The sequence below is a fragment of the Acutalibacter intestini genome (genome assembly GCF_034334985.1).
Classification (GTDB): Bacteria; Bacillota; Clostridia; order Oscillospirales; family Acutalibacteraceae; genus Acutalibacter; species Acutalibacter intestini.
Window position 1 is genome coordinate 15,602 of sequence record NZ_JAWXXL010000008.1, and the last position, 12,939, is coordinate 28,540.

At 52.4% G+C, this 12,939-nt stretch carries 13 protein-coding genes and 2 pseudogenes; 6 read left to right on the plus strand and 9 right to left on the minus strand.

The features are described 5' to 3' along the window. Nucleotides 1–17 precede the first annotated feature (17 nt). The 3 genes and pseudogenes from U8U68_RS08390 to U8U68_RS08405 form a co-directional block, all read right to left on the minus strand. Nucleotides 18–1,199 (minus strand): glycoside hydrolase family 3 C-terminal domain-containing protein, encoded by a 1,182-nt coding sequence (locus U8U68_RS08390; protein WP_322200477.1) that lies wholly within the window; start codon nt 1,197–1,199, stop codon nt 18–20. An 18-nt stretch (nt 1,200–1,217) separates the two neighbouring features. Next, nucleotides 1,218–2,221: pseudogene (locus U8U68_RS22350) on the minus strand (glycoside hydrolase family 3 protein); the annotation flags it as partial. Between the two features lie 379 nt (nt 2,222–2,600). Further along, nucleotides 2,601–3,113, minus strand: a complete 513-nt coding sequence (locus tag U8U68_RS08405) for an ABC transporter permease subunit (protein ID WP_322200385.1) — start codon at nt 3,111–3,113, stop codon at nt 2,601–2,603. 62 nt (nt 3,114–3,175) lie between these two features. Between U8U68_RS08405 and U8U68_RS08410 the strand changes: the two genes are divergently transcribed. Both U8U68_RS08410 and U8U68_RS08415 read left to right on the plus strand, forming a co-directional pair. Further along, nucleotides 3,176–3,850: a DUF3990 domain-containing protein gene (locus U8U68_RS08410; protein WP_322200386.1), complete on the plus strand. Its 675-nt coding sequence runs from the start codon at nt 3,176–3,178 to the stop codon at nt 3,848–3,850. Then, complete coding sequence (locus U8U68_RS08415; protein WP_322200387.1) at nt 3,834–4,478, plus strand: helix-turn-helix domain-containing protein; 645 nt, start codon at nt 3,834–3,836, stop codon at nt 4,476–4,478. The genes U8U68_RS08410 and U8U68_RS08415 overlap by 17 nt, the downstream gene beginning before the upstream one ends. Before the next feature lie 455 nt (nt 4,479–4,933). Here U8U68_RS08415 and U8U68_RS08420 read toward each other — a convergent pair whose 3' ends face one another. After that, nucleotides 4,934–5,272: a hypothetical protein gene (locus tag U8U68_RS08420; RefSeq protein ID WP_322200388.1), complete on the minus strand. Its 339-nt coding sequence runs from the start codon at nt 5,270–5,272 to the stop codon at nt 4,934–4,936. A gap of 5 nt (nt 5,273–5,277) precedes the next feature. Between U8U68_RS08420 and U8U68_RS08425 the strand changes: the two genes are divergently transcribed. After that, nucleotides 5,278–5,748 carry a hypothetical protein gene (locus U8U68_RS08425; protein ID WP_322200389.1) on the plus strand — a complete coding sequence of 157 codons (471 nt, stop codon included), beginning with the start codon at nt 5,278–5,280 and terminating at the stop codon, nt 5,746–5,748. 2 nt (nt 5,749–5,750) lie between these two features. On the opposite strand, the gene U8U68_RS08430 is transcribed toward U8U68_RS08425, so the two are convergent. Together U8U68_RS08430 and U8U68_RS08435 are read right to left on the minus strand one after the other, a co-directional pair. Then, nucleotides 5,751–7,256: a recombinase family protein gene (locus U8U68_RS08430; RefSeq protein WP_322200390.1), complete on the minus strand. Its 1,506-nt coding sequence runs from the start codon at nt 7,254–7,256 to the stop codon at nt 5,751–5,753. Then, nucleotides 7,253–7,609: a helix-turn-helix domain-containing protein gene (locus U8U68_RS08435; protein WP_322200391.1), complete on the minus strand. Its 357-nt coding sequence runs from the start codon at nt 7,607–7,609 to the stop codon at nt 7,253–7,255. The genes U8U68_RS08430 and U8U68_RS08435 overlap by 4 nt, the downstream gene beginning before the upstream one ends. Nucleotides 7,610–7,702: 93 nt before the next feature. Here U8U68_RS08435 and U8U68_RS08440 point away from each other — a divergent pair, with 93 nt between their 5' ends. Beyond that, entirely contained in the window at nt 7,703–8,026 is a 324-nt protein-coding gene (locus U8U68_RS08440; RefSeq protein WP_322200392.1) for a hypothetical protein, read from the plus strand. A 534-nt stretch (nt 8,027–8,560) separates the two neighbouring features. Here the strand turns inward: U8U68_RS08440 and U8U68_RS08445 are convergent. The 3 genes and pseudogenes from U8U68_RS08445 to U8U68_RS08455 form a co-directional block, all read right to left on the minus strand. Continuing rightward, nucleotides 8,561–8,941 (minus strand): hypothetical protein, encoded by a 381-nt coding sequence (locus U8U68_RS08445; protein WP_322200393.1) that lies wholly within the window; start codon nt 8,939–8,941, stop codon nt 8,561–8,563. A 15-nt stretch (nt 8,942–8,956) separates the two neighbouring features. Next, nucleotides 8,957–9,925: a caspase family protein gene (locus U8U68_RS08450; protein ID WP_322200394.1), complete on the minus strand. Its 969-nt coding sequence runs from the start codon at nt 9,923–9,925 to the stop codon at nt 8,957–8,959. A 230-nt stretch (nt 9,926–10,155) separates the two neighbouring features. Then, nucleotides 10,156–10,947 (minus strand): annotated as a pseudogene (locus U8U68_RS08455) (helix-turn-helix transcriptional regulator); the annotation flags it as partial. Between the two features lie 220 nt (nt 10,948–11,167). Between U8U68_RS08455 and U8U68_RS08460 the strand changes: the two are divergent. Together U8U68_RS08460 and U8U68_RS08465 are read left to right on the plus strand one after the other, a co-directional pair. Beyond that, nucleotides 11,168–12,649, plus strand: a complete 1,482-nt coding sequence (locus U8U68_RS08460; RefSeq protein WP_322200395.1) for a ParB/RepB/Spo0J family partition protein — start codon at nt 11,168–11,170, stop codon at nt 12,647–12,649. Between the two features lie 87 nt (nt 12,650–12,736). After that, nucleotides 12,737–12,928 (plus strand): hypothetical protein, encoded by a 192-nt coding sequence (locus tag U8U68_RS08465; RefSeq protein ID WP_120428587.1) that lies wholly within the window; start codon nt 12,737–12,739, stop codon nt 12,926–12,928. Nucleotides 12,929–12,939: the final 11 nt, after the last annotated feature.

The following is a 12,939-nucleotide window of genomic DNA, read 5'->3' on the forward strand; positions in this document are numbered from 1 at the left end:
TGCCTGCCTTTCTGCTGTCATAAAAAGCAAACCGCAACCTCTTCAGAGATACACTCCCGGCTGCTGCTCCCGGCAAAGATGCGGAACACGCCGTTTTCCAGCCGGTACTTCCACTGGTCGTCGTAGAAGCCCATATCCTGCTTTGGCAGGCTGAACGCCGTTTCGTTCTTTTCTCCCGGAGCCAGCCGCACCTTCACAAAGCCCTTGAGCTCCTTCACCGGCCGGACGATACTGGCCGCCACATCCTGCATATAGAACTGCACCGTTTCCACGCCGGCCCGGTTCCCGGTGTTCTCCACCTGCACGCGGATATCCAGGGCTTCTCCGACATCCTCTACCCGCAAGTCCGACAGGGCGAAGCTGGTATAGCTCAGCCCGTGGCCGAAGGGGTAGAGGGCGTCCAGCGGGGCGTCCAGGTATTTCGAGGTAAATTTGCTCTTGCTGGCCGGCCTGCCGGTGCTGGGGTGGTTGTAGTACACCGGGCACTGGCCGGTCATGGCCGGGAAGCTGGCGGACAACTTCCCCTCCGGCATGGCCTTCCCGGAAAGCACATTGGCAACGGCGTGGCCCATCTGGACGCCCAGGTGCCAGGCCTCCACAATGGCCGGAACGTGCCGGTCCTCCCACTCCAGCGCCAGGGGGCGGCCGTTCATCAGCACCAGCACCACAGGCTTGCCGAAGCCCAGGAGCTTTTCCAGCAGCTCCCGCTGCTTCCCTGGCAGGGTTACGTCCGCCCGGGAGGACGCCTCGCCGGACATGGCTTTGGTCTCGCCCAGCACGGCTACGACCACATCGCCATACGCCCCGGCCCGCTGAATCTCGTCCGCGTTCATATCCCCCTCCGGCCCGCCGCAGGGGAAGTATTGCAGGTTGGGGAAAGCCTTCTCCATGCCCGCCCGGATGGATACGCAGTCCTCCTTCCGCCAGCTCAGCGCCCAGGCCCCTACCACCTCCTCCCGGTCGCCGGCCAGGGAGCCCACCAGGGCGATCTTCTTCTCAGGAGACAGGGGCAGCACATTTCCCTCGTTTTTCAGCAGCACGATGGACTTCTCCCCGGCCTCCCGGGCAAGAGCCAAATGCTCCTGCGGCAGGGTGTCAAAGCGGTGCATCTCCTCCTCGGTGAGGTAGGGATTGTCAAACAGACCCAGCCACATCTTCACGCTGAGAATCCGGCGGACCGCCTCGTCTACCACTTCCATGGGCACCTGCCCGCTCTCCACCGCCGCTTTCAGATGATTTTTGTAGATATTTGTGCCCATGTCCATATCCAGCCCGGCCCGGGCCGCCTGGACGCCCGCGTCCCTGTCGTCAGCCGCGATACCGTGGCTGACGCACTCTTTGATGGCGTTGGCGTCGCTGACTACAAAGCCGGGCAGACCCAGGGTATCCTTCAAGACATCCCGGAGCAGGAATTTGTTCACTGTGCAGGGCACGCCGTTCCAATCGTTGAACGCTGCCATCGCGGTCTGCGCCCCGGACCGGACCGCCGCCTGGAAGGGCTGGAGGTACACATTAAAGAACAGGCTCATGGCCATATTGACCGTGTTGTAATCCCTGCCGCCCTCGCAGGCCCCGTAGCCCACATAATGCTTCAGGCAGGCGGCCACGTAGGGGTCGCCGGACTGTTCCGGCTCCTGTAGGCCCTCTATTTTCGCCTGGGCAAAGGCGGAGGCCAGGCAGGGGTCCTCGCCGGGGCCCTCGGAGACCCGGCCCCAGCGGGCGTCCCGGGCGATGTCCACCATGGGGGCAAAGTGCCAGGAAACACCCCCGGAATGGGATTCCCGGGCGGCCATGCGGGCGGTTTTTTCATCAGGGCCGGGTCAAAGGTCCCGGCCTCCGCAATGGCGATGGGGTACACCGTGCGATAGCCGTGGATCACGTCCAGCCCGAAAAGCAGCGGGATGCCCAGCCGGCTCTCCTCCACGGCAATCTTTTGCAGCTCATTGGTCTTGGCCGGGTCCTGCACCATCAGGGAGCCGACTCCCCCGGCGCGGATCTCATCCTCGTGATAGTTCTGCTGGGCGGTACTCATAATTTTTTTGAACTCGGCATTGGAAAGCCGCCCGTCGGTGACCATCTCGATGAGCTCGCCAAAGGGGACCTCAAATCCCCCCACAATGGAGGGGGATTCCTGGTTCATCTGGCCGATCTTTTCCTCCAGGGTCATCTCAGCCAGCAGGCTTTCGATTTTGTCCCGCTGGGCGGCTGTCAGTGTGAGCATATTGAACTCCTTTCTGCATATGTTTATTGTCTTATTTTACCAAGTGTTTTTTCATACTTCAAGATACAAATTGATGTTTCCACCAGTTTTCTCTTTTGTAAAAACCGGGCGCCTGGAACAGACCGCCCGGTTTTTATATGGAAACGATGAGAAATATCTCAGAAGTGTTATGGCAATACCGCAGAATTCTAAGTACCGTATTGGGCAGTCAGATTTTTCTTCAGAGTGTACAGATTGAGCGCCGTCCATCTCACCATTGACCAGCGAAAGCTGTGCGCTATCACGGAAAATGTGCAAGCAAAACGGTGCTCAGAATTGTGCGGTGTTGCCTTATCTTAACCCTTAATGGAACCGAGCATAACCCCGGACTTAAAGTATTTCATAACAAAGGGATAGACGATAAACATAGGGATGCTGGATACCATAATGACACAGTATTTACCAGGTTTTTATAGATGTCGCTGTTGCCGGCCAAATCGCTGGCCGAGGTGGCGCTGGTCATGTCATTGATCAGGAGGATCTCCCTCAGCACCAGCTGCAGCGGCCATTTTTCACGGCTCTGGCTGACGTAGATAGAGGCGGTGAACCAGGAGTTCCAGTTGCCAATGATGTAGTACAGAGTAACCGTTGCCACTGTGGCCTTGACCAGCGGCATAAGCACCCGGAAGATAATGGTAAACTCGTTGGCCCCGTCCAGCTTAGCCGATTCGATCAGGCTCTCCGGCACCGTGCTGAAGGAAGTGCGCATCATAATCAGGTTGAAGGTGGACATACAGGTGGGGATGATGACCGCCCAGCGGGTCTCCAGCATCCCCAGCCCCTTCACCAGCAGATAGCTGGCAATCATACCGCCGCTGAACAGCATGGTGAAGGAGATGAGGAGCAAAGCCACGAAAGGTGGCTTCTTGACATTATACTCCCCAAGAAGTATAATGGTATTGAGGAGGTGACCTCATGGTCCGCAAACTCTTTCACGGCTCATCGCATATAATTGAAAAACCCATCTGTGGACAGGGCAAGCCCTACAACGATTATGGCCTTGGCTTTTACTGTACCGAAAACTTGGATATGGCAAAGGAGTGGGGCGCAGGCCCGGACAGGGACGGTTATGCCAACTGTTATGAGTTGGCATGCAACGGCCTGCAAATTCTGGACCTCAACTGCTCAGAGTTTTGCATTTTGCACTGGCTGGCGATGCTGCTGAAATACCGCCAGTTCGATATTCCCTCCGGCTTGGCGCTGGATGCAAAGGAATACTTGTCAGAGCACTTTGCTTTGGATTGTTCCGCCTATGACGCCATTATCGGCTATCGGGCCGATGACAGCTATTTTTCTTTCGCCCAGGATTTCATCAACGGCGCAATTTCTTACCGTCAGTTGAATAACGCCATGTACTTGGGCAAACTGGGCCAGCAGTTTGTCCTGAAAAGCCCGGAGGCATTCGAGCGGCTACAGTTCTTAGGATACGAAACCGCATCCAGTCAGGAGTGGTATTCCAAAAAGCTTCTGCGTGACAGGACGGCCCGCCGGGAATACTTTGATGTGGAACGGAACCGCCGTCAACGCGGGGACATTTATATCACGCAAATCCTGGACGAGGAGATGATGCCCGGTGACCCACGCCTATGACAAGGTCTACCTGGAGAAGGCACGCTCTAACCTGGGACGGATGCTGGACTTCGCGGTGTATGACCTCGATTTCAGGCTGACGGATTTCTATAAGCTGTTTTTGGCGTCTGATGCAGCCCAGAGATTCGGAAACGGCGATCCGGCCCTGATTGCCGGGATGTCCGGCGTGGAGCTGGCCTATTCCGTATTAAGCAGCGCTGGCCAGCCAAAACAGCGCGCACAGCCGCGATATACAGTGAATCGGAGCGAGGAATACTGGACCGGCTGGGCTCTTGCCTATTACCAGTGGGAAACCGGGATTTCCTTTTCTGAGTTAGACCGGTATGTGCCGGTGGAAAAGGTGAGGAGCCTGTATTCGCCCTATCACGAAATGGATATCCGCCAATTCTGCGAAAGGATGAACGAGCTTTACCGAGAGGCCAAACCCGAAACGAATCTAAAGCTCCTGCGCCGGCAGGCGGGGCTTAGCCAGGGACAGCTTGCCGCGCTTTCCGGGATATCGGTACGCACCATCCAGCAGTACGAACAGCGGCAGAAAAGTATAAACAAGGCTCAGGCTGAGTATTTGGTGCGTCTTTCCCAAAGTCTGTGCTGCAATATGGAACAGTTACTGGAAAAAGTTGAATAAATCTGTTGTAAAAACAGCCTATGTAAGTTTTCCTGAAGAGTGAGAAACCCAGGATGGGCCTACTTTTTAACATGAAAGAATGTGGAAAAACCTGTGAAGTGGCGTAAATACTAGGTTTTTTGGTGGGAAGCCGCTGGGAATTTTCTTGCCTATTTTAGGCCTCGAAACGGCCTGCGCCGCCCCAGCCCGCAAACCGTAAAAAGCACCTTTGTTAGACCGTTTAATTTTTACGCAAAACCTTTTAAGAAACCGCACAAACCTAGCATTGGTGCGGTTTAAGCGGCTTTTAAGAAAATAGCCCGTGCATTTTTTGCACGGGCTACCAAACTATGCACGGGCCTAGAAAACACTAGGTTTCCTCGGCGCGCTTGGCGTAATAGTAAACTACGTTTACTATACCGATGATGCACCGGATTCATGTCCCTACCGGGTATTGCTTTTTGACCATCTCAACCTTATTTCTGGCAAAGTTCATCCGGTTTCCTCCCTTCTGTAAATAGCAGCCTGTTGGCCGCACTCAGTCCGTAGCCCCGAATCAGCATGGCGGTCTGAATCACCAAAAAGTACCGGGGCGGCAGCATACTGGCATCGGCCAGTTCTGTGAGAGCAACGGTTTTGCTGCCGGTGATGATGTCCTTGGCAACCCCGAAGCAGACATAGGACATGGCGTCCAAATGCCGGGGCTTCATGGCAGCGATGTCGATCTCGTTGGTACCGATGTGATTCTCAGCTTGGTGCCGGAGCCTGGGGTCAGAGGTCAACAAAAAAGGGCCGCGGCAAATCGTCTGCTGCATCCCTTATGGTACTTGATTTCTTTCTCAAACAGTACGCCGCGCTTATCATTTCGGAAGATCATCCCTACAGCCCCTTTCTTCTTTTAGCTCTGCTCCATGTCCTTGCGGATGGTTTCAGCCTCGGGTGGATCACGCTGGAAGCCTGGGACCTGTTTCATGAAACTTTCATAGACCCGGTCGGTCTTGCTTTCGGTGAAGTTAGGCGCTTTACATTCCTCCTAAAAATTTTCTCTGGAAACGCAAAAAGGGATCAAAGATTTCTCTCTGGTCCCTCTCAAAAAATATTTTGCTTTTTCTGTGCTGGCTCGTGTTTTGTCAACCACGCAGGTTCAGATCCCAAAAATCGAAGACTTGCCGTAGGCAATGTCTTTGGCATCCCCCAAAACACGGGATTTTTTACGGCCCGTTTTCTGCCCTTTAAACGTCGAAATCCCCTAGAAGTTCTAGGGGATTTCGACGTGGCATCTTTTTTGTAAGGTCATCTTGGTGGAGCGTCCGCAACCAACGGTGAACACCCCGCATAGCCGGAAACGTCACTTTCAAAGTGTCCTTCTATCTCGTCCAGAAGAATATCATCAATGGTGATCGGCCTGTCCCCGCCGTTGAGGATCAGCGTCATTCTATCGTCGTAAAGGTAGATGGCCCGCAGGAAAATATTCACTATTCCCCGGCGGCTGTTTTCGTCGTTGATATTTCCCCGTTTCAGCGAGTAGAGAAATGCTTTGATTTGCGGTGCGGTGAATGTGACCTGCTTTCCCATTTCTATGGCAAGCTGGCCCTGCAACTCGTCCTTTTCCCGCTTGCGCTTCTCAATGCGCTCGGTGATCATATCCACCGCCTGCCCACGCTCCAAGGCTTTCCAGAGGTTTTCTATGGCGGCGTCCGCCTCCTGTATCGCCGCCTTAATGCGCTTAATGGCGGAGCTGTCATAGTCGGCCTCACAAGCGGCAGCAACCGCGAGGGCAATTTTCTCAATATTGCTGTCTGTCAACAACTTGCGGCACTCCAAAACAACCCTGTCCTCGATTTTCTGCTTGTTGACAACTTTCTTCCGGCAGGTCTTTTTCTTGGCGCTCTTGCAGGCGTAGTAGCGGTAGGCCGTCCCGGATTTTCCCGTTCCGCCGTAGCCGGTCATCATCTCCCGGCAGTAGCCGCAAAACAGCTTCGTCGTCAGCAGATATTCCTCTCGCCCCCTGGAACGGGCGGGAGCTTTTTTGTTGCGGTCAAGGATATGCTGTACCCGCTGAAAAAGCTCGTCCTCAATGATGCGGGGCATCCCGCCCGGCGTTTCCGTGTCCTTGTAGATGTAATAGCCGATGTACCGCTTGTTCCGCAAAAGCCGGTGCAGACTGTTCTTGTTGAACTCCTTGCCCTGGGAGGTCTTGACCTGCTTCGAGTTGAGATATTTCGTGATTTCAGCGACGGTTTTTCCGCTGGCGTACATCTCAAAAATCTCCCGGACAATAGCAGCACCCTCCGGGTCAACATGGAAGCGGCGTTCCTCGTCCACATAGTAGCCAAGGCCCGAATTGCTCCCATTGCTCAAACACTTTTCGGCGTTGATGTCCATGCCCCGCCGTATCTTTTGGGACAACTCCGCCGAGTAGTATTCGGCCATGCTTTCCAACACGCCCTCCACCAAAATGCCGCTGGCGTCGTCGCTGATATTTTCCCTGGCGGAGATCACCCGGACACCGTTCTTTTTCAGCTTGGCCTTGTTGATGGCGCTGTCATAGCGGTTCCGGGCGAAGCGGTCAAGCTGGTAGACAAGCACGCCCTCGAAGATGTGTTTGTCGCTGTCGGCAATCATACGCTGGAACTCGGCCCGGCTGTCCGTTGTACCGCTCTGCGCCCGGTCGATGTATTCACCAATCACAATATGTCCGTTGTTCTTGGCAAACTCGTAGCAGGTTTGAAGCTGGCCCTCGATGGATTGTTCCGTCTGGCTGTGGCTGGAATATCGGGCGTAAATGACGATGTTCACTTTTTCACCCCCTCCAGCATTTCAACGATGGCTTTTTTCAAGCGGTCATTCAAGGGCGAGGCTGGGTCAAAGCACATCTCCACAAACCGCCTCATGTCCTTATCTTCCTCCAGAATTTTGGGCTTGTACTCGTACAGCTTGCCCTGGGGCTTTTCAGTGCGGCAGCAAAGATAGTCCATCGACACATCGAAGTAATCCGCATACCAGATCAGCACTTTGATGGGAGCGGCGGAGTAGCCTGTTTCGTATCGATTGATGGTAGCCTGGGGGATGCCAGCGATTTTTCCAAATTTGGCTTGGGATAACCCGATGCCCTCCCGAAGCGTTCTCATTCTTTTGCCTATATCGCTCAAATTGCTCACCTCCTGTCGTACTGATAGTATAGCAGAAAGTGAGATTTCTGTAAATCCAAATTATGAATTATAAAGAAAGGAGATGTGAATACTATGCCAGTATTTCATGTCAAGAAAACCACAGATTACACCGTCATGTCCAACTACCATCTGCGGGACAAATCCCTGTCCCTGAAAGCCAAGGGCCTCCTATCGCAAATGTTGTCACTCCCGGAAGAATGGGACTATACCCTGCAAGGGCTGGCCTACATCAACCGGGAGCAAATCGATGCCATTCGTCAGGCAGTCCACGAGCTGGAGCGGGCCGGGTATATCGTGCGGACGAGGGAACGGGACAGCCGGGGACATCTGCAGGGAGCGGAGTACACCATCTATGAACAGCCGCAGTCGCTGCCCGATTTACCGGCGTTGGAATAACCTGCATCGGGAAATCCAATGTTGGAAAAGCCTATGTAGGCAAATCCGACGCAATAAAATAAAGATAGAAGTAAATAAAGAAAAAACAAGTAAAGACCAATCAATTACCCATTCCTTTCCTATCCGTTCCTTGGGAAACGAGCGACAAAGCCGCCAGAAGGGAATGGAAGGGAGAGGCAGGGAGGTCAAATAGCAGCAGGAGTTATCATAGATGTTATCTGACCCGCAGAAACCGTACAGACGCGAAGCGGGTGTACGGTTCCTGCGGGTGCCGCAAGAGGGCCGCGGCCCTCTTGCGTGACAGTACAGCTTTACAGATCAGAACAAGCCAGGATAGGACACCGGAGTATCGGTTTCCTGTCCTGGCTTGTTTCTTCCTTGTTTCTACGCAGTTAGAAGTCCATTTTCGAGGGTGTAGGTTAAATCGTATTACCCCCTGTGTGACTGCTGTTTGAAAGCCTTGAAAATAGGCCGCTGAACAGGCCCTAAATGCGTAGGCTGATTTGGAAACTATATCTCTTAAAACACTAATTATTAGACATGGGTATCAATCCATGCTTCTAAACTATCTTTTCTCTTAGCTACCACTGGGATGCCTAAGTCTGAAATACGTGTACTTGTATTATCAGTAATTTTCACAGCCACTACCGGTTTGCCAATGCTCAGTGCATACTCAATTTCATCAATCGCCATTCCAGAATTATTAGCTGGGCGGTTAGAACAAACAACAACACTGGCATATTTGATTTGTAATTTAATCTGTGGGTCGACATTGTAACGCTTATCAATTTTATCAAAGGGGTCACTACTCGGAACGGAATAATCTCTCACTGCATATTTTGTACGGCTAAGCAAGGCACTGATTTCTGGATAATCGTCATTGTTCCAACGGTGGGGGATAAACACGTTAATCATCTTATGAGCCTCCTTTTATATTGTGTTCTTATTTACAAGATTCCAATAATGCTGCCCCTGTGCAGTTAATTTGCAAGACTTACGATGTATTGCAGCATAATACATATGTTCCTCACCTACAGGGATTACCAAATTGAGTTTTGCATATTTTTGCAAAATTGAAAAAATAGCCTCATGCTCCTTATTTACGTCTTTTATATCTGCTTCATGTTTATCTGGCTCATATGTAGGATCTAATGGGTATTCATCATATGGTGATACAAAAAAGCTCGTTATCTTTCTCAATTCGGATATTTGAATTGGCGGTGCATTTTTTCTCAATGAAACAAAACGATTAATATTCGCCTTAAATACTGGCCGTTGCTCCCATGCCCCCAACGAGCGGTCAATATAAGAATAAACACTACCAGGTGAAACTTCACCAAGTAAATTCATGGCTCCACCATATAATGCCTCTACCAATAGAGACGTAAATACTCCATGTCCATTTTCCTCTGTAGCATATTCTGATTCTTCACAAGCGGCCAGGATTGTTGTGCCGTCATGTAAAACTGAATAATTTGTCATTTCAGCAGAATTAGCAACTGCCCCACTAAAGCAACTGTCGAGAATAATAATTTTGTTTTGAGCTCTTGACTTTGCTACAAAACCCATAATCTCATTTAGAGATAGTCCCTCGTCTGGACGTGTTACTTCACTGGTACATAAGTAGCCGCCTAATGCATCAAAACTACCATGTCCAGAATAATAAAACACAGCAATCTCTGATTCACTCTTAAATAAATCCTCAACTGCGTCTCTCAAAGCGTTCCTGGTAATATAGGAGGCTTCGCTTGTCGCACACATCGATTTTACTTCAAAATTTAGAGTTCCATCTCCATGGCGTTCCAAAACCGCTTTTACAGAATTAGCGTCATTTACACATCCATGCAGATCATTTATAGATTCATAACAATCTATTCCAACGCACAATGCTTTTCTCATTTTTAGATACCCCCATTTTAACGAAAGAACAAACATCAATTTCAAAATCATTATAGCATAGAACAAAACAGATTTCAATCCCCCATAACAAGGGTTTGGGACTATCCCAACAAGCAAAAACGGACACGGCCCGGCAGGGAGCGGATTTGGCCGTTTTTCGGGAGTGTGGCCACACTCCCTATGCTTGCTCTGATAGTGTTCCCTCCGCTCCGCTTCTTCTGTTCTCCACGTCAATGCTTACCGTATATAGCAACTATCTCGCAAATTCTGCGTTTCATTTCTGTGCGAATATGTGGAGGCTCGATGCACTCACATTTATCCCCAAATCCAAGGAGAATATCATAATAATACTCGTTTTCAATAAATGGAAAATTCACAAAGTAATGTTCCTCGCCATCTGGCACAAAGTGGTCTTGGGCACAATATTCAAGCACCCTATCCAGTATAGATTTATGAATACGAATTTTGACTTCCGTTTGCATCGCCACCAAAGTTTCCTCAAAATCCAAAATCGGTTTTTGATAATTTCGTGGAATAAAAGTGTCCTGCTCCATTTTCAGGTCTGACATACGGGACAGCCTAAATAGGCGATAGTCGTTCCTGTGATAGCAGTACCCATAAAAATACCAATGACTGCTTTTCAACACAAGCTGATACGGTTCAACCGTCCGAACAGTTTTATTCCCATGGTGAGCTGTATACTCAAAGGAAAGCAGTCTGCAATTTTGCAAAGCGGCTTTGATCGTTTCCAAATATGGCTGTATATTTTGGTTACCTATCCACGGACTTAAATCTATACAAATTTGATTTGTTTTTATCTCAATGTCTTTCGCCTTTTCAGCAGGAATAAAACTTTTAACCTTCGCGAGAGCGTTTACCAGTTCATCTCCCCGTACTATATTGGAAAGGCTGGAAAGCCCCATCAAGATTGCGGAAAGATCACTAGTTGAGAAAACCTTTTTGTCAATCTTATATTCCGGCATAATTTCAAAGCCGCCGCCAACTCCTGATGTGGAGCGAATATGAATGGCTCCTATTAGGAACACTGTAATATCAAGGCTTTTCGGAGCCTGCAACCACAAAAAAATAAAATTAGAGCTATCACATTACGCAGAAAGCCGTCCGGGAAGAAAAAACGGGCGGCTTTTTTGCGTGGATAGCCGGGAGGGAGGCGAAAAAATAGTAACAAACTTTTAACACAAAATTTGTGCAACATTCACGAAAATAAAAAGGAGGTAACGAATGGCAGACGAAAAGCTGAACACGAGCCCGGAGGAAAATCCCCAGCCCAGCCTGTTCGATACGGGCCCGGCTGAGGCTCCCACGCCGGAGCCCCCGGCCCCGGAGAAAGCCCCCGAGCAGGCCGCCGGGGAACCACCCGCGCAGGATGCCCCCGCTGGGGCCCCCGGCGAGGTGAACGTATCCGCTGACCAGATTGAAAAGCTGATGGCGGAGCGCCGGGCGGCGGAACGTGCGGAGGTGGAGAAGAACGAGCCGCCCGAACCGGAACAGCCGCCCACCCCGGCCCCGGAGGAAAAGGCCCCCGCCAAAAAGGGAAAGGCCGCCGAGGAAAAAACGCCCACCCCGGAGGATAAGCCCAAGGGCAGGCGTGGCCGCAAGCCGAAGGAGGAAAAAGCGGAGCCCGGCAAGCCGGGAGGGACGGGGGCCCGCCGTGGCCGCCAGGCCAAGGCTGACAAGGCGGCCACGGACAAGCCCCCGTCCCCACCTCGAGACAAAATGTCCCAAAGCAAAGGGACAAAAGCCGCCACGGTAAAGGGCAAAGAAGAGGCCCCCGCCGCTCCCCAGCCTGCGCCGGAAGCGCCGCCCCAGCCCCGTGACGCGACCCGCGCCGAAAAGGAAGAGATTGTTTATCTCAACCTCTCGGAGCTGTTCCCGTTCAAAGACCATCCCTTTGGTGTCCGTGACGATGCGGAAATGAAAGGGCTTGTGGAGTCCGTCAAGGACAACGGCGTACACCAGCCCGCGCTGGTGCGTCCCCGGGAGGGCGGCGGCTATGAAATCATCGCGGGCCACCGCCGCCAGCGGGCCAGTGAGCTGGCCGGGTTTGCAAATATGCCCTGTATCGTCCGCAACATGACGGATGACGAGGCCATCCTTGCGATGACGGACGACAACCTGCGCCACCGGGAAAAGATTCTGCCGATGGAAAAGGCCCAGTCTCTGAAAATGCAGGTGGAGGCCATCAGCCATCAGGGGACGAAGATGGAGGGCGTGGCCGCCGGGGACGTGGGGAAACGCTCCACGGAAATCGTGGGGGAACGGAACGGCATGAACTACAAGCAGGTACAGCGGTATATCCGGCTGACCGAGCTTGTGCCGGAGCTCCAGTCTATGGTGAACGAGAAAAAGCTGTCTTTCACCCCCGCTGTTGAAATCTCGTTCATCAAGCCCAAAAACCAGAGGTTTATCGCCGTTTCCATTGAGGGCGAGCAGGCATCCCCCTCGCTCTCCCAGGCCCAGGAGCTCCGCAAGCTGGATAAGGACGGGAAACTGAACGGCGATGTGATTGACGGCATTTTGAGCCGTGAGAAAAAGGAGGTAGACAAGGTGATTATTTCCGCCGCTGAACTGAACAAGTATTTCGGCAAGGACACCACGCCCCGGGAGATGAAAGACCAGATTATGTCCCTGCTGGATGCGTGGAAAGAGAAACAGCCCCCGGAGCGCACCGCGCCGGAGAAAAAGACTGACCGGGAAAAGTAAGCCTTGAGACATTTTGTCCCAAGGCTTTTCTCTTTCCCGCGCCCCTCCCCCGCGTCCTGCATGGCGTTCTTTTAGAGAGGGGCTCTGGTGGTATATCCCCCGTCGCCGCCTGCTACTGGGCACAGCCGGGAGTGGGCAGTCAAGGGGCGGAACGCCCGCCGCCTGCGGCGGCTTGCCCTTGACGGCCCGCCCCGGCTGTGCCACCCCTCCCGGCGCGGCGGGGGATATATCCTCCAGAGCCGCCCCCTTTCCCATGAATGGGAAAGGGCGGGGGGATAGGGCTGAACGAC